Below are 22,203 nucleotides of genomic sequence, written 5' to 3'. Positions count from 1 at the left end.
CCCCTGGACGACCTCGCCGAGGTGTACGCGGCGCTCGTCCTCGGCACCCGCGACTACACCCGCAAGAACGGGTTCCGCTCCGTCGTCCTCGGGCTGTCCGGCGGCATCGACTCCGCCCTGGTCGCCACCATCGCCTCGGACGCCATCGGCCCGGAGAACGTGCACGCCGTCCTGCTGCCGAGCCGCCACTCCTCCGAGGGCTCGGTGACCGACGCCGAGGAGCTCGTCAAACGGCAGGGCGTCCACTCGCGCGTCGTCCCCATCGCCGGCATGGTCGAGGCCTTCGAGGAGCAGCTCGACCTGCACGGACTCGCCGCCGAGAATCTCCAGGCCCGCATCCGCGCCAACATCTGGATGGGGCTGTCCAACGAGCACGGCCACCTCGTGCTGACCGGCGGCAACAAGAGCGAGCTCGCCACCGGCTACTCCACCCTGTACGGCGACTCCGCGGGCGGCTTCGCCCCCATCAAGGACATCTTCAAGCTCACCGTGTGGGACCTGGCCCGCTGGCGCAACGCGCAGACCGGCGCCCCGCCCCCGGCCCCCGGCCTGGCGTTCCTGCACCCCTTCGCCGAGGAGCCCATCCCCGAGGCGATCATCGAGAAGGAGCCGTCCGCGGAGCTGCGCCCCGGCCAGCGCGACGTCGACAGCCTGCCCGAGTACACCGCCCTCGACCCCGTGCTGACCGACTACGTCGAGCGCGACATGGGCCGCGACGCCCTGGTCTCCGCCGGACACGACCCCGCCCTCGTCGACCGCGTCATCCGCATGGTCGACATCGCCGAGTACAAGCGCCGCCAGTACCCGCCCGGCCCCAAGATCACCTCGAAGAACTTCGGCCGCGACCGCCGCCTCCCCATCACCAACCGCTGGAGGGAGAGGTGACCCGGCCGCCCCCTACTCGCGGTGGTGGTTCTCGCCGGGCCAGCTCTCCTCGGGCCAGCCGGAGACCTGGTCGGAGGCGTCCGGGTCGACGCCGGGCACGATCTGCTCGGACCAGACGACCTTGCCGGCGGCGGTGCGGCGGGTGCCCCAGCGGTGCGCCAGCTGGCTGACGACCAGGAGGCCGCGGCCGTTCTCGTCGTCGTCCTCGGCGCGGCGGAGGCGCGGCAGGGCGGCGGACCGGTCCAGGACCTCGCAGACCAGGGTGCGCTCCAGCAGGAGGCGCAGCTCGATCGGGCCCGGCGCGTAGCGCAGCGCGTTGGTGATCAGCTCGGAGGCCAGCAGCTCGGTGGTGTACTCCAGCTCCTCCAGGCCCCACTCCTCCAGCCGGGCGCGGACGAGGCCGCGGGCGCGGCGGACGGCGGCCGGGTCGGCGGGCAGCGTCCAGGAGGCGTGGCGGTCCTCGGGGAGGCGGCGCAGCCGGGCGATCAGGACGGCGATGTCGTCGCGGTGCTGGTCGCCGTAGACGCCGGCGAGGGTGGCCTTGGCGAGGTCCTCCATCGAGTGGCCGACGGAGTCCGGGCCGAAGATCTTCTGGAGGCGGGCGAGGCCGTCGTCGATGTCGCGGCCGCGGTTCTCGACGAGGCCGTCGGTGTAGATGACGAAGAGGCTGCCGTCCTCGACGGTGAACTCGCGGCTCTCGATGGCGGCGCCGCCGGCGACGCCCAGCGGCGGGGCGGGCGGGACCTTCAGGTAGTCGTTGTCGCCGGCGGGGCCCGCCAGCAGCGGCGGCAGGTGCCCGGCGGAGGCGATCTCGATGGTGCCGGTGGTGGCGTCGTACACCGCGTACACGCAGGTGGCGAAGTGCGGCTCCTGCTCGCCCAGCTCGATCATCAGCTCGTGCATGACGTGCAGCGCGTCGGCGGGCGGCAGCTCCAGGTTGGCGAGCGTGTGGAGCGCGGTGCGCAGCCGGCCCATCGTGACGGCGGCGCGGACCCCGTGGCCCGCGACGTCGCCGACGATGAGGGCGACGCGGGCGCCGGGCAGCGCGATCGACTCGTACCAGTCGCCGCCGACCTCGACGAGCTTGCTGCCGGGCAGGTAGCGGTGCCGGACCTCGACCGAGGACGGCGCCGACAGCCGGTTCGGGAGCAGGCTGCGCTGGAGCGCCAGCGCGGTGGCGCGCTCGCGGCTGAACAGCCGGGCGTTGTCGACGACGATCGCGGCGCGGGCGGCGAACTCCATGCCGATCTCGACGTCGTAGAGGTCGAACTTGCGGAACCCGGGGACGCGGGTGCAGGCGATGAACCCGAGCAGGGTGTCGCGGGCGATCATCGGCAGCAGCACCATCGACACGTCCGACAGCAGCTCGCCCGCCGGGCCGCGCCGCCACAGCCTGGCGATCTCGGACGCGCGGTCCAGGCTGATGTTCGGCAGGTGGACGGGACGCGCCGTCTCCATGACCTCCCGGTACGGGGTGCCCTCAGGGAACACCAGCACCTCGCCGACGGGGAACGTGGACGTCCACGCCGGGTTGCCGTCGTCGGAGGTGACGGCGATGCGGCGCAGCACCGCCGAGCCGGACTCGGAGTGCACCTCGTCGGCGGCGACGAGGCTCTCCAGCACCAGCACCGAGGCGGCGTTGCAGTAGTGCGGGACGACGACCTCGACGAGCTTGCGGGCCGACTGGTCCAGGTCGAGGGACGCGCCGAACCGGGTGACCTGGTCGTCCATCAGCGCGCGGCGCATGAGGGCCGGGTCCTGGTAGCGCTCGCTCGGCGGCAGCGCGACCCGGACGTACAGCAGCGCGGCGGGCGCCGCGCCCGGATCGCCGACCATGGGCTGCGCGGTCAGCACCGCGTCGGCGGACGCGCCGTCGCCGCGCAGCACGGTCATCACGCCGTTGCGCTCCTGGCCGGCCTCGTTGGCCTCCAGGAGGGCCTCGAGTTCGGCTTTGGCCTCGTCCCCCACCAGATCGGTGGCGGGACGGCCGATGAGGTCCTCGGGCGCGCGGCCGAGGACGGCCCTGGCGTTCGGCCCGCACTGCACGATCCGCCGGGAACCGTCGATGCCCAGGACAAGGGTCCGGGACGCGGAATCGGTGGCGGGCGCATCGCCTCGCGGCGCCATCACTGATCTCACCTGACGCGCTCCAGACAGCCGGTCGTCTACGCACTACCCAGCGACAGTATGGGGCATGACACGGTTTCCATGGGAGAAGATCACGCTTACCAGGCCGAAAACGGTTCGGCATTCGTCACATTTCACTCCGGGACGGTCCCGATCCCGTCCAGGAGGGCGCCGACGACGGCCTCGGCGTAGCCGTCCGGGAGGCTCTCCCGCGGTCCCTTCGGCGTCAGCGAGCCGATCAGCATCGACATCGCCACCTCCACGTCGAGGCCGGCGCGCAGCTCCCCCCGGGCGACGCCGCGCAGCAGCACGTCGCGGACTATCGCGCGCCTCGGCTCGATGACGTCCTGCTTGTAGCGGGCGTACAGCTCGGGGTGCCGCTCCGCGCCGCCGACGACGTTCCAGAAGCAACGGAAGTGCCCGCCCTCGCGCTCACCGGCGAGCGCGCGGGCGATCTCGGTGAGGTCCTCCCGGACGGACGCGCCGGACGGCTCGGGCAGCGGCCGCTTCGCCGAGCCCAGCGCGTCCACGATCAGCGCCTCCTTGCTGGGCCAGCGCCGGTAGATGGTGGTCTTGCCGACGCCGGCGCGGGCGGCGACGGCCTCGATGGACACGCCCGCCACGCCCGACTCCCTGGCGAGCAGGTCGAGGGTCGCCTCGATGATGGCCTTCTCCGCCCGTTCGCTGCGGGGCCGTCCCGGCGCCCGGCCAGTGGTGTCGGTCCCGGTGGTGTCGGTCCCGGTGGTGTCGGTCCCGGTGGTGTCGGTTCCGGCGGCGTCGGCCCCGGCGGTGCTCGTCATGGCGCGCTCACGCTCTCGCTCCGGCCTTCTCCAGCCGCGGCTCGCTCGGCTCCGGGCCATCGGCGGGCGGGACGGCCGCCGCGCGGCCCGGCATCCACTTGAGGACGACCATCGCGCCGAGGAAGGCGATGAACGCGGCGGCGGCGGACGCGGTGTGCATGGCGTGCACGAACGCGGCGTTCGCCGGTTCGATGAGGCTCTGCCCGGCGGCGCCCAGCTCGGCCGCGACGCCGTGCGCGCCCTCGATGGACTCGCCGGCGGCCTCCCGCGCCCCGGCGGGCAGCGCGGCGAGGTCGCCGTCCAGGTCGCGGCGGTAGACCGACGCGATGACGGAGCCCAGCACGGCGACGCCCATCGCGACGGCGACCTGCCGGGCGACGTTGTTGATGGACGATCCGGCGCCCGCCTTCTCGGGGGGCAGCGCCGACATGACCGACTCGGTGGCGGGCGGCATCACGTTGGCCATCCCGGTGCCCTGCACGAAGAAGATCACGCCGAGGATCCACATCGGGGTGTCGGTGCCGACGAACTGGTAGCTCGCCAGCGCCGCGGCGACCAGGAGCATCCCGGTCGTGCAGACGGCCCTGGCGCCGAAGCGGCGGACCATGGCGGCGCTGCGCGGCGAGAAGAAGAGCTGGGCGGCGGCGAACGGCAGGACCATCGCGCCCGCCGCGAGCGGGGTCAGTCCGCGCACCGACTGCATGTAGAAGTTGGCGAAGAAGAAGACGCCGGACGCCGCGAAGAAGCACAGCGCGATGGAGGCGACGGCGGCCGACAGCCGCGGATCCCTGAACAGCCGGACGTCGAAGGCCGGGGAGTCGCTGCGGGCCTCGTGCCAGACGAACAGCGCGATGACCGCGGCGCCCGCGAGGATCGGGCCGGCCGCGGAGAGGCCGAGCCAGTCCCCCGTCTCACCGCCCCGGATGATGCCGTACGACAGGACGACCAGGCCGACGACCGAAAGCAGCACGCCGACCGGGTCGAGCCGCCCGGGACTCGGATTGCGCGACTCGGGCACCAGGAACACCATCAGCACGATGCCCAGCGCGATGACCGGCACGTTGATCAGGAAGACCGAGCCCCACCAGAAGTGGGCGAGGAGCAGGCCGCCGGTGAGCGGGCCGATGGCGATGGCGAGCCCGACCGCGCCGGCCCAGATGCCGATGGCGCGGGCGCGCTCGTGCGGCTCGAAGACGTTGGTGATGATCGACAGCGTCTGCGGCATGACCGCGGCGCCGCCGAGGCCCATCAGGGCCCGGGCGTAGATGAGCTGCTCCGGGGTCTGCGCGTACGCCGAGACCAGCGAGGCGAGCGCGAACACGGCCATCCCGCCGACCAGCACCCGCTTGCGCCCGAGCCGGTCACCGAGGACTCCGAAGGTGAACAGCAGGCCCGCGAAGACCAGCGTGTAGGAGTTGATGGACCATTCGAGCTCGCTCTGCGTCGCGCCGAGGCCCTTGTCCGGGTCCGCGATCGTCTTCAGCGCGACGTTGAGGATGGTGTTGTCGAGCACCACCACCAGCAGGCTCATGGTCAGGACACCGAGGATGTACCACCGGCGGCGCTGGATCGTGGGGGAGTCCATGTAGATACGCAACGGTACCGTTTCGGAATTCATTCCCGGCTCCCGCGAGAGATCGGGGAATGGCGGGGCTACCAGAATCGTTTTCGAAGTGGCACCATCGGTTCCGTCTGGGTACGCCACAGTGGCGCCTCAAGACCGGAGGTCTCGCATGTCTTCATCTGCCGCACCCCCAGCGCAGCCGGCCGCACTCTACGGCGGCACGAGCGGGCGAAGGGTCACCGTACGCGACATCGCCGCCGCCAAGGAGCGGCGCGAGAAGTGGCCGATGCTCACCGCGTACGACGCGCTCACCGCACGGATCTTCGACGAGGCCGGGATCCCCGTGCTGCTCGTCGGCGACTCCGCCGCGATGGTCGTGTACGGGTACGACTCGACCATCCCCGTCACCGTGGACGACCTCATCCCGCTCACCGCGGCCGTCGTCCGCGGCTCCAAGCGCGCCATGGTCGTCGCCGACCTGCCGTTCGGCTCGTACCAGACGGGGGTCCCCGAGGCGCTGTCGGCCGCCACCCGGTTCCTCAAGGAGACCGGCGCCCACGCGGTCAAGCTGGAGGGCGGCCGCCGGATCATCCCGCAGGTCGAGGCGATGGTCGCCGCGGGCATCCCGGTCATGGCCCATCTCGGGCTCACCCCGCAGTCGGTGAACGCCTTCGGCGGCTACCGCGTGCAGGGCCGCGGGCAGGACGGCGACGAGCTGATGGCGGACGCGAAGGCCCTCGAGGCCGCCGGCGCGTTCTCCGTCGTCCTCGAATGCGTCCCCGAGGACCTGGCCGCCCACGTCACCTCGTCGCTGTCGATCCCGACGATCGGCATCGGCGGCGGCAACCGGACCGACGCGCAGGTCCTCGTCTGGCAGGACATGGCCGGGCTCACCCCGCAGACCGCGAAGTTCGTCAAGAAGTTCGCCGACATGAACGGCCTGCTCGGCGAGGCCGCGCGCAGCTACGCCGACGAAGTCGTGAGCGGCGCCTACCCGGCACCCGAGCACACGTACCACTGATCCGGCCACTGATCCGGCCACGGATCCGAGCCACCCCCGGACCCGCCGCCGCCCACCCCTGCGGCGGGCCTCGACGCCCGCACGGCCGCCCTCCCTCCCGGCGCGGCCGTGCGGGCGTTCGCCATGGACGGGTGCTCACCGGCCGGTGTCCACCGGCCCCCGCTCCCGCCGCCGTCAGGATCCGTTCTCGCGGCGGCCGTCGTCGCGGGCCAGCTCCTCGCCGTTCCCGTCCGGCTCCTTCTGCTCCGGGCGCCGCTTGGACTGCGCGACGATGAGCCGGTCGCCCGGCCGGAGGGACTTGCACTCCGGGTGGTCGAACGGCAGCATCCGGCCGTCCCGGACGACCGCGAGGACCGGCTCCCGCACCGCGCCGAGCGGCCCGCCGGTCTCGTCCGGGCGCACGTCGCGCTCCGCCAGATCGAGGCCGCTGCCCTGGTCGAGCAGGTCCTCGATCACCTGGCTGACGTTCGGCTGGCTGGTGGACACCCCGAGCAGCCGGCCCGCCGCCTCCGACGACGTCACCACGTGGTCGGCGCCGGACTGCCGCAGCAGCGGGACGTTCTCCGACTCGCGCACCGACGCCTGGATCGCGGCGTGCGGGTTGAGCTGCCGCGCCGTGAGGGTGACCAGCACGGCCGTGTCGTCGCGGGCGCTGGCCACCACGACCTGCCGGGCCTGCGGCACCGCCGCCTGTTTGAGCACCGAGCTCCGGGTCGCGTCCCCGACGACGCCGACGAACCCGGCCTCCGCCGCCTCGGCGACCACGCGCGGATCGGGATCCACCACGACGATCGATTCGCGGGTCACACCGGTGCTGATCAGGGTCTTGATGGCGCTGCGGCCCTTCGTGCCGTAGCCGGCCACCACGATGTGGTCGCGCACGCGCGTCCTCCAGCGGGCCTTGCGCCAGTCGTCGCGGGTGCGTTCCGCCAGCACCTCAAGGGTCGTGCCCACGAGGACGATGAGGAACAGCACCCGCACGGGCGTGATGAAGAGGATGTTGACCAGCCGGGCGGCGTCGCTGACCGGCGCGATGTCACCGTATCCGGTGGTCGACATGGTGACTGTGGCGTAGTAGAAGGCGTCCTGCAACGACACCGTCCCGTCCGCGCCGTCGGTGTACCCGTCGCGGTCGAGGTACACGGCGGCCACCGTGGCGAAGAGCAGCAGCAGCGCGAAGCCGATCCGCTTGGCGACCGCGCGCAGCGGCCCCGTCCGTGCCGAGGGCATCAGGACGAGCGGACCGTGCGCCGCTTCCGGAACGTTCACCTTCGGCACCGTACCGGGTCAAACGATCAGACGTCGGTGATCCGCAGGCCCGCGTGCGCCTTGTAGCGGCGGTTCATCGAGATGAGGTTGGCGGTGAACGCCTCGACCTGGCCGGCGTTGTGCAGCTTGCCGCCGTAGACGCCCCGCATGCCGGGGATCCGGCCCGCCAGCGCCTGGACGAGGTCGGTCGCCTCGCGGTCGTTGCCGAGGACGAGCACGTCCAGCTCCATCCCGTCCACCTCCGGGTCGAGCAGCAGCTTCGCCGAGACGTGGTGGAACGCGGCGACGACGCGGCTGCCGGTCAGGACGGCGGCGGCCTGCTCGGCGGCGCTGCCCTCCTCGACGGGCAGCGCGAACGCGCCCTTGCCCTTCTCGAAGCCCAGGGGGTTCACGCAGTCGACGACGATCTTGCCGTCCAGCTCCGCGCGCAGCGACTCCAGCGTGGGCTTGTGCCCGTCCCACGGCACCGCGACGATCACCACGTCGGACTGCCCGGCGGCCACCGGGTTCTCCGCACCCGACACCGGCAGTCCCGCGCCGCCCCGCTCCCCGGTGAGGTCGTCGGCGGCCTGCTGGGCGCGCTCGGCCTTGCGCGACCCGATCGTCACCCGGTGCCCGGCGAGCGCGAACCGGCGCGCGAGGCCCTTGCCCTGGTCGCCGGTGCCGCCGAGAATGCCGATCGACAGGCCGCTCACGTCGGGAAGGTCATAGGGCGTCTTCTGCTGCTCAGTCATGCCGCCGAGTCTGCCAGGCGGCCTCCCGGGCGCCCCTCCCCGGCCCACCGCATCGCGGAACCGCCCCGTCCGGGACGCCCGGTTGCGGCACCATGGTCTCCGTGGACGCCGAGCAGATCACGATGTTGCGCGAGGTGCTGTCGGCCACGGGCTGGCTGGAGCGGACCCAGGAGTTCGGCCGCGCGCTGCGTGGCACGTCCCGGACCCCCGGCGGGCTGCTGCTCGTCGGCACCCCCGGCGACGACCCGTGGCATCTGGCGGCGCACCTGGACGACGAGAGCCGCCTCGGCGACGTTCCCGGCCTGGCGCCCACGCTGGTGCGCTGGAAACCGCCGGCGGGCGCGCCCGCGCACCTGAAGATCGGGCTGGAGCGGCTCGAAGCGGCCCGGCGCGGCGAGACGCTGTTCGTCGTCGCCGAGGAGGACGCGCCCGTCCCGCTGCTGGAACGGGTGGACGACGCGCGCCGTACGGGTGCGACCGTCCTCGCGCTGGAAGGCGGCGACCGCGAGCTTCAGGGCCTCGCCCACGAGGCGCTGACCGTCCCGCCTCGGGAGGCCCTGCTGTCGTTCGACGGCGCGCAGCACCTCGTCAGCGCGGCGGCGGGCCAGGAACCCGCGAGGAGTCCCCGCGGGTTCCGGCGCCGCCTCGCCAGGCTCCTCGACACCGTGTCGGGGCCCGTGGTCGACTAGCCGTGGTCGACAAGCCCGTGGGCGGCTAGTCCTCGGCGTCGTCCCTGCGCCACGCCTCGTTGCGCTCGCGCGCCAGGGCCAGGGCGTCCGCCGCGGCGCTCTCCGACTTGTACGGGCCCATCCGGTCCTTGCCGGGGCAGCCCGGCCCGTGCTCGACCTTCATGTGCTTCAGGCAGAACCACCAGTCACCGTCGTCACCGGCCATCGGCGCTCCTCTCGAATGTGCGCTCGGCACGGGATTCGTTGCCGCGATCCCGCTGACTACACTCCATCACTATGACGACCCAGCTACTCCGGCCCGGAAACGTTTCCCCGATGCGCAAGGTCCCGTCGAGCATCCCGCGCCCGGAGTACGTCGGGAAGAAGCGCCCGAAGACCGGTGAACCCGATGTCAAGACGCCTGAGATCATCGAGCGGATGCGGGTGGCGGGGAGGATCGCCGCGCAGGCGCTCCAGGAGGTCGGCAGGCACGTCCGGCCCGGCGTCACGACCGACGAGCTGGACGTCATCGGGCACGAGTTCCTGCTCGACCACGGCGCCTACCCGTCCACGCTCGGCTACCGCGGCTTCCCCAAGTCGCTGTGCACCTCGGTCAACGAGGTGATCTGCCACGGCATCCCGGACGACACCGTCCTGCGCGACGGCGACATCGTCAACGTCGACATCACCGCGTTCATCGGCGGCGTCCACGGCGACACCGACGCGACGTTCCTGTGCGGCGACGTGGACGAGGAGTCGCGGCTGCTGGTGGAACGCACCCACGAGGCGGCCATGCGGGGCATCCGCGCGGTCAGGCCGGGACGGGCGCTGAACGTGATCGGGCGGGTCATCGAGTCCTACGCCAAGCGCTTCGGGTACGGGGTCGTGCGCGACTTCACCGGTCACGGCATCGGCACGACGTTCCACTCCGGGCTGGTCGTCCCGCACTTCGACGACCCGACCGCCACGACGCTCATCGAGCCGGGGATGACGTTCACGATCGAGCCGATGCTGACGCTCGGTACCCACGACTACGACATGTGGAAGGACGGCTGGACGGTCGTCACCAAGGACCGCAAGCGCACGGCCCAGTTCGAGCACACACTCCTGGTGACCGAGGACGGCCACGAAATCCTCACCCTGCCGTGACGAACCTCTTGATCTAGGGTCCGATTCGCCCCACATCCGGCCGGGAGAGTCTCTAGAGATGAACGCCCCAGCGCCCTACGAGCCGCGGGTTCCGTCCGACAGCATGCCGCCGGGGCGCGCGGCGCTGAGCGTGACGTGGGCGGCGCTGCCGTTCCTGACCCTCGGCTACGCCACGCCGTTCACGTTCGCGGTGGTGGCGCTGTGGCGGCGCAGCCTCCATCTGCTGCTGTCCACGGCCGCCTACCTCGGCGTGTTCGCGGTGATGCTGTACCTGCTGCCCGGAATCGGCAAGGACGACGGCACCGAGCGCACGGTCGGGGTACTGCTCTTCGTCCTCGCGGTGGTGGGCTGCGCGCATTCGTTCGTCATCCGGCGCCGCGTGTTCGACCCGCACGGGCTGTCGGGGGTCGACAACGAGGCAGTCGTGGAGCGGGTGAAGAGGCAGCGGCTGCTGCGGGACAAGGCGCGGGAGCTGGCGCGCGAGGATCCCGGCCTCGCCAAGGAGCTGCGGATCGGCCGCCCCGACCTGCCGCGCCAGTACAACGACGGCGGGCTGGTCGACGTCAACCACGCCCCGGCGGAGGCGCTGACGCTGCTGCCGGGCATCACCCCGGAGCTGGCGGGGAGGATCGAGCGGGTGCGGGCGGAGTCGGGCGGGTTCATGTCCGCCGAGGAACTGTCCGCGGTGGCGGGCCTGCCCGCGTCCCTGACCGGCGAGGTCGCCGACTACGCCGTCTTCATACGCTGACAAGGCGCCGATCCCGGGTACGGGACGTGCGTGGCCCCGAAGAAGCGCGAGAAGGACGCCGACCGGCTGGCGGAGTACCGCGGCAAGCGCGACGCGGAGCGGACGCCCGAACCCGTCCCCGAAGAGAAGGCGCTGCCGCACGGGGACGACGACACGTTCGTCGTCCAGGAGCACCACGCCAGGAGCCTGCACTGGGACCTGCGGTTCGAGCGCGACGGGGTGCTGGTGTCGTGGGCCGTCCCGAAGGGCCTGCCGTGGAGCCCGGAGACCAACCATCTGGCCGTGCACACCGAGGACCATCCGCTGGAGTACGCGACGTTCGAGGGAGACATCCCGAAGGAGGAGTACGGCGGCGGCAAGGTGCTCATCTGGGACCGCGGCACGTACGAGACGGAGAAGTGGTCCGAACGCGAGGTGAAGGTCGTCATCCACGGCTCGCGGGTCTCCGGCCGCTACGTGCTCTTCAAGACGCGCGGCCGGAACTGGATGATCCACCGGATGGACCCGCCGGCGGACCCGGACGCCGAGCCGCTGCCGGAGTCGCTGCTCCCGATGCTCCCGGTGGAGAAGGCGCGGCTGCCGCGCGACCAGGACGCGTGGGCCTTCGAGTTCGCCTGGGGCGGCAAGCGGACGGCCGCCTACGTCGAGGGCGGCCGGACGCGGTTCACCGACGGCCGGGGACGCGCCGTCGACGGCCCCGGCGGGCTGGGCTCGCGGCTCGGCGTGGCGCTGGGCGCCCGGCCCGCGCTGCTGGACGGCGAGCTGGCCGTCCTGGACGGCCGCGAGACCTACATGATCTACGACGTGCCGCATCTGGACGGGCGGCCGCCGCTGGACGTCCCGTACCGGCGACGCCGGGAGACGCTGGACGAGCTGGGCCTGTCGGGCTCGCTGTGGCAGACCGCCCCCTGGTTCCCGGGCGACGGCGACGCCGTCCGCGCCGCCGCGGGCGAGCAGGGGCTGCCGGGAGTCGTCGCCAAGCGGCTGGACTCCGTCTACGAGCCGGGCGAGGAGTCCGCCGCCTGGCGTTTCGTCCCGTCGAGGTGACCGAGGGGTCACCGCATCCGGCCCGGAGGGGAACCGGGGCGGGGTTCCGCGCATCCAAACGGACGTAGCGCCCGCTTCGGCGCGTCGCCGCCGAAAACGATCAGTAGCGGGTTAGAGTCCGCCACTGAAACGCGGGCGGCGGGACGTGCTGGAAGGCGGGGGAACGGCGGATGATGGGCAAGACGCACGCCCTCAGCGGCGCGCTGGCGTGGCTGGCGGCCGTGCCGGTGATCGCGCAGGAGCGGCTGCTCGGCGAGCACGCGGTGTCGCTGTCGCCGGAGCAGGTCGCGGCGGGCGCGGTCGTGTGCGCGGGAGCGGCGATCCTGCCCGACATCGACCATCACAACGGCCGCATCGCCAACACGTTCGGGCCCATCACCCAGCACATGTGCAAGTGGGTCGGGAAGATCTCGGGCGGGCACCGGCAGGCGACCCACTCGATCCTGTTCGCGGTCGGGATCGGCTTCGCGATGGACTTCCTCGCCACTCACTACGTGTACGCCTGGTGGGCCTGCCTGTTCATGATCGTCGGCCTGGGGCTGCGCGGCGTCGGCCTGGACTTCGAGGGCAAGGAACCGCAGTCCGCGCTGGCCGACTGCGCGCTCGCCCTCGTCGCCGTCTGGCTCATGGCCAAGATCGATATGAGCTTCGTGGGGTACGCGGTCGCGCTCGGATGCATCGCGCACGTCGTGGGCGACTGCCTGACGCCGCGGGGGTGCCCCGTTTTCTGGCCGCTGCCGTGGCGGATCGCCGTCCCCGTGATCCCGAGGACGGACGGCAAGGTGGAGCGCTTCCTGGTGATGCCCGTCCTCACCCTGGGAATCGCCGTCCTCGCCGTCCGGTCGGTGCTCGGAGACGTCGGCGCGCAGTGGCTCACCAGAGGCTGAGCGCGGCTCAGTAGCGGGTCACCAGGGCGATGCGGCCGTGGTCGACCAGGAAGCCGTCGGAGACGAAGGTGACCTCGCCGCCGTACTCCATCGCCGTCTCTATGACGTCGTCGACGGCGTCGTCGACGACGTCCGCGCCCTTCAGGACGCCGGGCATGCCGTCCATCGGGACGAGTTCGCGGTGGGTTTTGACCGCGGGCGCGTAGTAGCCGCGCTCGACGACCAGGTGGTCGCCGCGTCCCTCCTCGACCAGCCGGGAGACCTCGCAGAGGCCGCCCGCGTACCGCTGGATGCTGCGCGCGGCCTCCAGCTCGGCGAGCACGGCCACCTCGCGGAGATCGTCGTAGGCGTCGAGCGCCGGGCGGGCGGCCTCGGCGAGCGTGCCGGGCGCGGCGCCCTCGAAGCTGCCGTCGACGCGTCCGGCCACGGTGGTGTGCGGTCCCGCCAGCTCGTCGAAGAGCGCCTGCCGGCGGGTGACTCCCGCGACGATCAGGGGGCGCCGGTCGCGCGCGAGGATCCGGTCGACGGCGCGCGCCGCGTCCCGGACGATCTGGCGGTGGCGCTCCCCGGCTCCGCCGCCGTCGCCGCCCTGCGCGGCGCGGCGCGACTGCCGCCCGGAGCCGGCCTCGTCGATCGGCTCCGGCGTGACGGGGAAGCCGCCGCCGGTGTGCTCGGCGAGCCGCCCGTCGTGGCCGTCCCACAGCCGCGTCCGCTGGTCCGACAGCGACAGCAGCCAGTAGCGCGGGGTGCGCGTGTAGTCGGCGACGAGGTCGCGGGTGGCGAAGCCCGCGTCGACGACCACCCGCTCGTCCACGTGCTGGCCGATCGTGAACGCGTGGTGCTCCCCGTCGGGCGCGGCGAACAGCACAAGCCCCGCGGAGGCGTGGCGCGGGTCGATCCCGTCCGCCGCGCGCTCCAGGCCGCGCACGACCTGCCCGGCGGCGTCGGGCGCCACGCGGACGTCGTCGTGCAGCCGCCGCCGCACCTCCGTCAGCAGGTTGCGCAGCCGGATCCGGTCCTGCCGGCTCTCCGGGAGCGTCCGGTGCGTGGGCATCAGCACGGATACCGCCGGATAGGCCCTCGGCTTGCGCAGTTCGGACAGAGTCGCGGCGTCCATGATCCCCCGATCGTCGACCTTGTTCGCTTATGACTCTTTTGTAGCTACTCGTAGGTAAACGAGGCGTAAGGGGGGTGTCAGGGTCAGCCCGGTGTGATGAACGACGTCTCGTAGGCGAAGATCACCGCCTGGGTGCGGTCGCGGGCCTGCAGCTTGGCCAGGATGTTCCCGACGTGCGTCTTCACCGTCTGCGGGCTCACGAACAGCTCCTGGGCGATCTCGGCGTTCGAGCGTCCCTTCGCCATCAGGCGCAGCACGTCGCCCTCCCGCTCGGTGAGCCGACCGTGCCAGCTCGGCGCGGCCGCCCCGCCCGCGGGCTGACCGTGCTGTGCGGCCAGCTCCCGGATCGCCGCGGGAAACAGCAGGCTGTCGCCGTGCGCGACCATCCTGATCGCCTGCAGGATCTCCTCGGGCCGCGTCCGCTTGAGCAGGAAGCCGTTCGCGCCCGCCTTCAGCGCGTCGTAGACGTACTCGTCGTTCTCGAACGTGGTGACGACGATGATCCGCGGCGGTTCCGGGACGGTCTCCAGGATGTGGCGGGTCGCCTGGATGCCGTCGAGCCGCGGCATCCGCACGTCCATCAGGATCACGTCGGGCCGCAGCCGGTTCACCTCGCCCGGGACCTCCGAGCCGTCGGCCGCCTCGCCGACCACGGAAAGGTCGTCCTCGGCGTCGATGATGGCGGCCAGGCCGGCCCGGATCAGCCGCTCGTCGTCGACCAGCAGAACCTTGATGGTCATGTTCCGGACCTTAGCGGCAGTGAGACGTGGAAGCGCCAGATGTCGCCGTCCGGCCCGGCGATCATCTCGCCCCGCAGCACGGTGACGCGCTCGCGGACGCCGCCGAGGCCCCGCCCACCGCCCACGCCGCTGAGCGAGGGACCGGCCTCGTCGCCCTGGTGGGCGCCGAGCGGGTTGCTCATCTCCATCTCCAGCCTCTCCCCCTCGACCGCGAGCCGGAGCCGCACCGGCACCTTCCCCGCGTGCCGCAGCGCGTTCGTCAGCCCCTCCTGGACGATCCGGTACGCCTCGCGCGACACCGCGGCCGGGACGCGCTCCACTCCGGGACCGACGTCCGCGTCGAGCTTCACCCCGGCGATCCTCATCTGCTCCAGCAGCCGCCCGAGATCCTCCAGCGTCGCCTGCGGCGCGGGGCGCGACGGGTCCTCCCGCAGCAGCCCCAGCACGTGGTCGAGATCCTCCAGCGCGGCGCGGGCCGACTCCTCGATCGCGCCGAGGGCCTCCCGCGCGAACGCCGGGTCGCTGTCGAGGACCCGTCCCGCCGCCCCCGCCTGGAGCGTCACCACGCTGAGCGCGTGCCCCACCGAGTCGTGCAGCTCCCTGGCCAGCCGGTTGCGTTCGGCCAGCTTCACGGCCCTGGCCTCCATGTCGGCGAGCCGCTCGGCGGCGGACGGCCCGAGGAACCACGGCGCCAGCCGCGACAGCAGCGTGCCCGTGCCCACGATCAGCGCGAGCAGCGCCGCCATCGACGCCAGCCCGATCGGCGGCGCGGGCCACTGATGCCAGGTGCTCTCGAACCCCCACGAGTCCAGGAAAGCGGAGTCCCAGGTCACCATGGGCGCGACGATCATCACGAACGCGAACGGCGGCACGGCCAGGCTCAGCCCGCTGATCACCACACCGGCGCCCAGGTGCAGGCTGAACCACGCCCCGGCCCGGATCCTGCTCTCCCACGACCGCGCCGACCCCGGCACGAGCGCCGCGGCGGGCCCCTTGAGCAGCTCCCTCGCGAGGGAGCCCTCCAGCAGCCGCACCGTCGGCACGAGCCCGGTGACGAACGTCGCCGCCATCGGCAGGACGACGAGTGCCAGCACCGTCGTGACGAGGATGTCGTCGACCGGCATCAGCGGGGTGAAAGTGATCGCGAGGAACCAGAACGGCATCAGCAGCGCGCCGCCCACCACCAGGTGAGCCCAGCGCTGCCAGGTCCTCCGCGCTACCAGCGGCCGCACCACACGCATCACGTCCCCGATCCTGGCAGACCGGGGACTCCCGTCCCCTCCCCCGCGAGAGGGAACCGCGGTCAGGGGCGTTTGCCCTGCTTGTCGGCTTCGGCCTTGTCGCGTTCGGCGAGCTTCGCCAGGCGGGCGTTGTAGGCGGCCAGTTCGTCGTCGTCCCCGGGCGGGCCGCCTGACTTCGCGGCGCGGTCGGCCTTGCGGTCCAGCCGCCGCGCCTGCCGCTGGTCGTCGCCGTACCACTGGAACGCCAGGACGATCAGGACGATGAACGTCGGGATCTCGCCGAACGCCCACGCGATCGCGCCGCCGGTCTGCTGGTCGTGCAGGATCGTGGTGCCCCACGGGGGGTCGACGGAGTTGTACCAGCCGAGGGCGAGCGCCTGGCTCATGTTCATCAGGGCGATGCCGAAGAACGCGTGGAACGGCATCGTGACGAACAGCAGGAGGAGCCGCCCGGGGTAGGGCAGCTTCTTCGGCGCGGGGTCGACGCCGAGCAGGACCCAGAAGAACAGCGAACCGGCGGCCAGGAAGTGCACCATCATCGCGATGTGGCCGAGGTGGTTGCGCATCGCGGCCTCGAACAGCGGCGTGAAGTACAGCACGTAGAGGCTCGCCACGAAGATGATCGTCGCCACCGCGGGATGGGCGATGACCGCGACGTACCGGCTGTGCACGATCGCCGTCAGCCACTCGCGCGGGCCGCGGTCGCCGCGGATCCGGGCGGGCTTCAGGGCGCGCAGCGCCAGCGTCACGGGGGCGCCGACGACCAGGAAGATCGGCGTCAGCATGTTCAGCACCATGTGCTGCGCCATGTGCACGCTGAACAGGATCGGCGCGTACTTGGCCACGCCCGTCTGGGTCACGGCGACCATGGCCAGCAGGCCGACGAACCAGGCCGCGGTGCGCCACACCGGCCAGGAGTCCCCGCGCCCGCGCAGCCGGACGACGGCGGCGAGGTAGAGGCCGCCGAGCACGAGGGCCAGGACGGCGAAGAACAGGTCGAACTGCCACAGCGTCGCCAGCCGCGCCGGGGTGACCTCTGGCGGCATCTCGTAGCCGAGCAGCGCCTTGACCGCGGAATCGGGGGTGGCCGGCGGGGGCGGCGCGGTGCGGGCCAGCGCGACGGCCAGGCCCATGGTGGCGGCCATCACGGCCACCTCGACGGACGCGAACCGGGTGAACGACCACGGCCTGCGGTCGGCGAGGGCGGGCAGCGTCCGGTTCCGGTGCCACCACCCGAACCAGCCGAGCACGCAGAAGAAGACGATCTTCCCGAGCGCCAGCCGGCCGTAGTTCGTCTCGACCAGCTCCACCGGGTCGGGCAGCCGGGCGATCACGTTCACCATGCCGCTGGCGCCGACGGTGATGAAGCACCACAGCGCCATCCGGCTGAACCGCTCGGCCATGACCGGCAGCCGGTCGCGGCGGAGCAGCGCGTGCGCGCCGACGATGGCGAGGCCGCCGACCCAGGGGGCGACCGCGGCCACGTGCAGCGCGACGCCGGTCGTCGCGACGGAGTGGTTGGCGGCCGAGGAGGAGTGGCCGGTGAGCGGCGCCGGCAGCAGCGCGATCCCGGCCATCACGAGCAGCCCGAACGCGGCGGCGGGCGTGGCGGTGGTGCGGGCCAGCAGCGCCACGACGACGGCCAGCAGCACCACGATCATGAGCGCGGTGCCCTGCGGCAGCGAGCCGACGTAGCTGCTCAGCTCGCTTCCGGTGACGACCTGCTGCACCGGCTGGCCGAGGACGTCGGCGACGGTGAACACGAGGGTGGCCGCCGCGGCCGCGGCCCAGCCGGCGGCGAACCAGGACGCGGCGTGCACGTAGCCGACCGCGTCCTTGGAGAGCCGGGCCGCGTCCTGGGAGGACCGGGCGTCCTTGGCCGTGCGGCCGGGCCCGCGCCCGCGCTCGACGGGCAGGAACGCGGCGGCGGCCAGCAGGGCGCCGACGGTCAGCGCGGACAGCAGGTCCATCGCCGTCCGGGACGCCGGCAGCCCCCACCGGGTGAGGGCGCCGGGGTCCCCGAGGCCGGGGATGACCTTCTCGGTGACCGATCCGCCGAACAGGAGCCCGGCCACCAGGACCACGGCGGCCGCGGCCACCGCTCCCGCGGCGACCGGCCAGACGCGCAGACCGGCCCTATTCACTTCCGCCGGCCGCCTGGTGCTTGCGCTTGGCCTGGAACACGATGCCGACGCCGATTCCGACGCCGATCAGCAGGCCCGCGACGATCAGTATCCACAGCACCGGCCCGGAACCGGAGTCCTCCTCCGCCGCGGCCTGCTCCTGGTCGACCTTGAGCGGCTGCTCGTCGGAGGTGGCGGCGGCGCCCGTCTGCTCCTCGGCGCCGACCCCGCCCGCGGACGGCGCGGGCGCGGCTCCCCCGGCCGCGGTGAACGTCACGTCGTCGCTCTGGATCGGGTGCCCGTCCTCGCCGACGACGCGGTAGGCCACCGTGTAGGTCCCGGCGGGCAGCGCGCCCGACAGCTTCTGCGTGACCGTCGCCCCCGAGCGCTCGGCGGCGCCCGAGTGGAACGTCTTGCCCGAGTCGTCCTTGACGACGACCTCGGCGAGGTTGATCTTGCCGCTGAAGACCAGCTTCACCTCGGTGACCGATTCCGCCGAGGCGCCCTTGGCCGGCGTGCTGCTCACGAGCTGGGGGTGGGCGAGCGCGGGCGGCGCCATGACGACGGTGAGCAGGGCGGCGACGGCGGCGGCGATGCCGAGACCGCGCAGGGGCCGGCGAAGCTTGAGGATGTTCATTGATGGCCGGGTTCTCTAGAGGGCCGAAGGGGCTTCTCCACCCTACTGAGGGTGTGGTACTGACACATCCCGGGTTCCACGACGTCCACGCGCGGATCCGGCCGTTTACACGCCGACGCAGGTCAGGGCCCGGCGGTAGGCGGCCATCCTGGGCTCGTCGGCGGTCCCCGTCTCGGCCAGCACCTCGGCGAGGTCGAACCAGGCCTGCGCGGCCTCCCGGGACGACTCCATCTCCTCCAGGCAGGTGGCGGCCCGGGTCAGCACCTCCACGGCGCGGTCGCGGCGGCCGAGCCGCACCGACGCCTCGCCGAGCACGGTCAGCGCCCCGGCGGTCGCGCGGCGCGGCGCCTCCCCGAGCAGGTCGAGGGCCTCCTCGGCGAGCCGCACCGCCTCGGCGGGACGGCCGAGCACCGTCTCGGCGCGGGCCAGCTCGGTCAGGCACCAGGCGACGTCGATCTCCCCGGACGAGCTGGCGTTGATCTCGCCGCGGACCCGGGTGAGCAGCTCGCGGGCGCGGGCGGCCTGGTCGGGACGGGCGCGCAGCAGCAGCCCGGCGTAGCTGACGCGGAGCCGTCCGAGGTTGCGGGGGTCCTCGCCGTCGCCCGCGAGCATCAGCGCCCGCTCGGCGAGGGCGACGCCCTCCTCGTACTCGCCGCGGATCTCGGCGACGTAGGCGGCCTCCCAGTAGGCGACCATCCGGGCGCGGGGGCTGCCGATCCGCTCGGCCCGCTCGACGAGCTGGGCGGCGAGCTGGCGGGCCCGGACGAGGTCGCCGCGCTCGATGAACGCGGCGAGCAGCGCCGCGCCGAGGTGCACGGCGGCGTCGGTCGAGTCGGCGCCGGTCGCGATGAGGTGCCGCAGCGCGTTCTCGGCGGCGTGCACGCCCGCGCCGATGTCGCCGCGCTCGCGCAGGCAGCGGCTCAGCGCGACGTGCACCTTCGCCCAGTGGTCGAGGTCGGCCTCGGCGGAGGCCTGCCCGGTCAGCTCCGCCAGCCCGGTGATCGCCTCCTCCAGCTCGCCCGCGGCCTCCAGCGCGAGGGCGTGCCCCCACCGCGCCTGGTGCAGCATCTCCGGCAGCGCCACCGCGTCGGCGCTGGCGAGCACCTCGGCGAACCGGGCCCGCGCCTCGGCCGCGGCGCCGTTGCTCAGCGCGATCTCCGCGTAGTCGAGCGTGACGCGCAGCTCGTCCACGACGTCCTCGCTGACGCCGCTGACGAGATAGGTGGGCGAGCAGTTCAGCTTCGCCGCGAGCAGCTCGACCACGCTCGGGGCGGGCACCCGCTTGTCGCTCTCGATCAGCGAGATATAGCTGTCGGACAGCTCGGGGAAGGCGAGCTGCGCCTGGCTCACGCCCTGCCGGATCCGCAGGGCGCGTATGCGCTGCCCCAGTGTCTCCCGATCCATCGTGTGACCACCGCCTACAGAGTGTTTCCCGCTGGAAGAGTGTTCCCGTTACCGGGTGCTCGCCGGCCGCGTCGCGCGCAGGGCGAGGAAGAAGTCGACCCGGTCCTCGAGTGTGCCGAGGTCCCGGCCGGTCAGGTCCTCGATTCGCCGGATTCGGTACCGAAGCGTGTTCACATGGACGTGCAGCCGTGTCGCGCTGCGGCGCCAGGACCCCGAACACGTGAGGAAGACCTCGAGCGTGTGCACGAGCTCGGCCTGCCGGCTGCTGTCGTACTCCTCCAGCGGGCCGAGCATCCGGGCGCGGAAGGACGAGCGCGTGCCCTCCGGGACCGAGTCCAGCAGCCGCGCATAGGAGTCGAGGCCGTCCATCCCGGCCGAGTCTCGCATTCGCACCAGGGCAGGCTATAGCGGACCCGTCGCGAGGTCACGCTGTGGAAGCCGGGAATCACATCTGGATACCGCCCCGCCCGGCTGTGCCGGTGCGGGACGGCCGCCCCCGGGACGGTTAACCTGTGCACGCCCATTCCGAGACCATGCTGCTGAAAGCGGAGCGCCCGTCATGTCCGAGACCAACGCCGCCAGGGCCGGCGATTCACCGCCGGCGCGCGGGCACGGGCCGCTGGAGCGGCTGTTCGACCTCACCGGGCGCGGGACGACCGTGTCGCGCGAGCTGCGCGGCGGCGTCACCACGTTCTTCGCGATGGCGTACATCATCCTGCTGAACCCGATCATCCTCGGCGGGGCGGAGGACGTCACCGGGGCGCAGCTGTCGATCCCGCAGCTGACCACGATGACCGCACTGTCCGCGGCGATCGCCACGGTGATCATGGGCCTGGTCGGGAACGCGCCGCTCGCGCTCGCCGCGGGCCTCGGCATCAACGCGGTCGTGGCGTTCCAGGCGGCGCCGGTGATGACCTGGCCGCAGGCGATGGGGCTGGTGGTGATCGAGGGCGCGGTGATCGTGGTGCTCGCCCTCACCGGGATCCGCGAGCGGATCATGAACTCGATCCCGCTGGCGCTCAAGCACGCGATCGCGGTCGGCATCGGCGCGTTCATCGCGCTCGTCGGCTTCTACGACGCGGGCTTCGTCAGCTCCAACGACGAGAGCCCGCCGCTGGCCCTGGGCACCAGCGGGCAGCTGGACACCTGGCCGGTGCTGGTGTTCGGGCTCACCCTGCTGCTGATGATCGTCCTTTACGTGCGGCGGGTGCCCGGCGCGATCCTGATCAGCATCGTGGCCGGGACGGTGGCCGCCGTGCTGATCCAGGAGAACGCGAACATCAAGGAGGGCGGCTGGGGCGTGGTCACGCCGAGCATGCCCGACAGCCTGTTCGCGATGCCCGACTTCGGGCTGTTCGGTGAGTTCGACCTGTTCGGCGGGTTCGCCGAGGCCGGGGTCATCACCGCGCTGGTCGTGCTGTTCACGCTGGTGCTGTCGGGATTCTTCGACGCGATGGGCACGATCCTCGGGGTCAGCGACGAGGCGGGCCTGCTGGACGAGAAGGGCCAGGTCCCGGGGCTCGGCCGGATCCTGTCGGTGGACGGCGTGTCGGCCGCGTTCGGCGGCGTGACCAGCTCGTCCGCCAACACGGTGTTCGTGGAGTCGGCGGCCGGTGTCGGCGAGGGCGCGCGGACGGGCCTGGCCAACATCGCCACCGGCGCGCTGTTCGCCGTGACCCTGTTCCTCACCCCGCTCGCCGCGACGGTGCCCGCGCAGGCCGCCGCGCCCGCGCTGGTCGTCGTCGGCGCGCTGATGATGACGCAGGTCGCCAAGGTGGACTGGGACGACCTGGAGCTGACGATCCCGGCTTTCCTGACCATCGTGCTGATGCCGTTCACGTTCTCGATCACGATCGGGATCGGCGGCGGGCTGGTGAGCTACGCGCTGATCAAGCTGGCCCGGGGCAAGGTGCGCGAGGTGTCGGTCTGGCTGTGGCCCGTGGTGGCGCTGTTCCTGCTCTTCTTCGTGATCAGCCCGATCGAGGGGTGGCTGGGGGTGCGCTGACGGCCGCCGCGAGCCGCCGGACCGGGGCGGATTGCGG

General features: G+C 72.6%; 20 protein-coding genes and 1 pseudogene. 8 read left to right on the top strand and 13 right to left on the bottom strand.

The window, feature by feature from the left end:
* On the top strand, positions 1–885 hold an 885-nt coding region (gene nadE, locus E1285_RS16510), incomplete at its 5' end, for an NAD(+) synthase (RefSeq protein WP_132152908.1).
* A 12-nt stretch (positions 886–897) separates the two neighbouring features.
* Here nadE and E1285_RS16505 read toward each other — a convergent pair.
* The 3 genes from E1285_RS16505 to E1285_RS16495 form a co-directional block, all read right to left on the bottom strand.
* A complete protein-coding gene (locus tag E1285_RS16505) occupies positions 898–3,012 on the bottom strand; it encodes a SpoIIE family protein phosphatase (protein WP_132152906.1) in 2,115 nt (704 codons plus the stop codon).
* 134 nt (positions 3,013–3,146) lie between these two features.
* Positions 3,147–3,812: a TetR/AcrR family transcriptional regulator gene (locus tag E1285_RS16500; RefSeq protein ID WP_132152904.1), complete on the bottom strand. Its 666-nt coding sequence runs from the start codon at positions 3,810–3,812 to the stop codon at positions 3,147–3,149.
* A 7-nt stretch (positions 3,813–3,819) separates the two neighbouring features.
* Positions 3,820–5,430: an MFS transporter gene (locus E1285_RS16495; RefSeq protein WP_243722823.1), complete on the bottom strand. Its 1,611-nt coding sequence runs from the start codon at positions 5,428–5,430 to the stop codon at positions 3,820–3,822.
* 115 nt (positions 5,431–5,545) lie between these two features.
* Here E1285_RS16495 and panB point away from each other — a divergent pair, with 115 nt between their 5' ends.
* A complete protein-coding gene (panB, locus tag E1285_RS16490; protein WP_132152902.1) occupies positions 5,546–6,397 on the top strand; it encodes a 3-methyl-2-oxobutanoate hydroxymethyltransferase in 852 nt (283 codons plus the stop codon).
* A 174-nt stretch (positions 6,398–6,571) separates the two neighbouring features.
* Here the strand turns inward: panB and E1285_RS16485 are convergent, their stop codons facing one another.
* Both E1285_RS16485 and npdG read right to left on the bottom strand, forming a co-directional pair.
* On the bottom strand, positions 6,572–7,666 hold the full coding sequence (locus E1285_RS16485) for an NAD-binding protein (RefSeq protein WP_243722822.1): 1,095 nt from the start codon (positions 7,664–7,666) through the stop codon (positions 6,572–6,574).
* A gap of 26 nt (positions 7,667–7,692) precedes the next feature.
* The gene (gene npdG / locus E1285_RS16480; protein WP_132152900.1) at positions 7,693–8,400 is read right to left on the bottom strand and encodes an NADPH-dependent F420 reductase; all 708 of its coding nucleotides are present in this window, start codon (positions 8,398–8,400) and stop codon (positions 7,693–7,695) included.
* Between the two features lie 92 nt (positions 8,401–8,492).
* Here npdG and E1285_RS16475 point away from each other — a divergent pair, with 92 nt between their 5' ends.
* Positions 8,493–9,089 (top strand): hypothetical protein, encoded by a 597-nt coding sequence (locus tag E1285_RS16475; protein WP_132152898.1) that lies wholly within the window; start codon positions 8,493–8,495, stop codon positions 9,087–9,089.
* A gap of 25 nt (positions 9,090–9,114) precedes the next feature.
* Here the strand turns inward: E1285_RS16475 and E1285_RS16470 are convergent, their stop codons facing one another.
* The gene (locus tag E1285_RS16470) at positions 9,115–9,294 is read right to left on the bottom strand and encodes a hypothetical protein (RefSeq protein ID WP_132152896.1); all 180 of its coding nucleotides are present in this window, start codon (positions 9,292–9,294) and stop codon (positions 9,115–9,117) included.
* 71 nt (positions 9,295–9,365) lie between these two features.
* On the opposite strand from E1285_RS16470, the gene map reads away from it, so the two are divergent.
* The 4 genes from map to E1285_RS16450 all read left to right on the top strand — a co-directional run bounded on the left by map (position 9,366) and on the right by E1285_RS16450 (position 12,899).
* Entirely contained in the window at positions 9,366–10,217 is an 852-nt protein-coding gene (gene map, locus E1285_RS16465) for a type I methionyl aminopeptidase (protein WP_132152894.1), read from the top strand.
* 58 nt (positions 10,218–10,275) lie between these two features.
* On the top strand, positions 10,276–10,965 hold the full coding sequence (locus E1285_RS16460; protein WP_132152892.1) for a helix-hairpin-helix domain-containing protein: 690 nt from the start codon (positions 10,276–10,278) through the stop codon (positions 10,963–10,965).
* Positions 10,966–10,995: 30 nt separating this feature from the next.
* Positions 10,996–12,012, top strand: a complete 1,017-nt coding sequence (locus E1285_RS16455) for a DNA polymerase ligase N-terminal domain-containing protein (protein ID WP_132152890.1) — start codon at positions 10,996–10,998, stop codon at positions 12,010–12,012.
* Positions 12,013–12,182: 170 nt separating this feature from the next.
* Positions 12,183–12,899, top strand: coding sequence for a metal-dependent hydrolase (locus E1285_RS16450; protein ID WP_207946620.1), 717 nt, complete (start codon positions 12,183–12,185; stop codon positions 12,897–12,899).
* A 7-nt stretch (positions 12,900–12,906) separates the two neighbouring features.
* Here the strand turns inward: E1285_RS16450 and E1285_RS16445 are convergent, their stop codons facing one another.
* From E1285_RS16445 to E1285_RS16415, 7 genes and pseudogenes are all read right to left on the bottom strand, one after another.
* Entirely contained in the window at positions 12,907–14,016 is a 1,110-nt protein-coding gene (locus tag E1285_RS16445; RefSeq protein WP_132152888.1) for a hypothetical protein, read from the bottom strand.
* Positions 14,017–14,099: 83 nt separating this feature from the next.
* Entirely contained in the window at positions 14,100–14,756 is a 657-nt protein-coding gene (locus tag E1285_RS16440; protein WP_132152886.1) for a response regulator transcription factor, read from the bottom strand.
* Entirely contained in the window at positions 14,753–15,997 is a 1,245-nt protein-coding gene (locus tag E1285_RS16435; RefSeq protein WP_132152919.1) for a histidine kinase, read from the bottom strand. The genes E1285_RS16440 and E1285_RS16435 overlap by 4 nt, the downstream gene beginning before the upstream one ends.
* A gap of 62 nt (positions 15,998–16,059) precedes the next feature.
* On the bottom strand, positions 16,060–18,141 hold the full coding sequence (locus E1285_RS16430) for a bifunctional copper resistance protein CopD/cytochrome c oxidase assembly protein (RefSeq protein WP_132152884.1): 2,082 nt from the start codon (positions 18,139–18,141) through the stop codon (positions 16,060–16,062).
* Positions 18,134–18,757: a copper resistance protein CopC gene (locus E1285_RS16425; RefSeq protein ID WP_132152882.1), complete on the bottom strand. Its 624-nt coding sequence runs from the start codon at positions 18,755–18,757 to the stop codon at positions 18,134–18,136. The genes E1285_RS16430 and E1285_RS16425 overlap by 8 nt, the downstream gene beginning before the upstream one ends.
* A 105-nt stretch (positions 18,758–18,862) precedes the next feature.
* Entirely contained in the window at positions 18,863–20,161 is a 1,299-nt protein-coding gene (locus tag E1285_RS16420) for a helix-turn-helix transcriptional regulator (RefSeq protein WP_132152880.1), read from the bottom strand.
* Between the two features lie 48 nt (positions 20,162–20,209).
* Positions 20,210–20,536, bottom strand: a pseudogene (locus tag E1285_RS16415) (helix-turn-helix domain-containing protein); the annotation flags it as partial.
* A 184-nt stretch (positions 20,537–20,720) separates the two neighbouring features.
* Here E1285_RS16415 and E1285_RS16410 point away from each other — a divergent pair.
* Positions 20,721–22,166, top strand: a complete 1,446-nt coding sequence (locus E1285_RS16410) for an NCS2 family permease (protein ID WP_132152878.1) — start codon at positions 20,721–20,723, stop codon at positions 22,164–22,166.
* Positions 22,167–22,203: the final 37 nt, after the last annotated feature.

The sequence above is a fragment of the Actinomadura sp. 7K507 genome (genome assembly GCF_004348425.1).
Taxonomy (GTDB): domain Bacteria; phylum Actinomycetota; class Actinomycetes; order Streptosporangiales; family Streptosporangiaceae; genus Spirillospora.
Note: the sequence above shows the minus strand (reverse complement) of the source record. Positions and strands in the feature narration are given on the sequence as shown.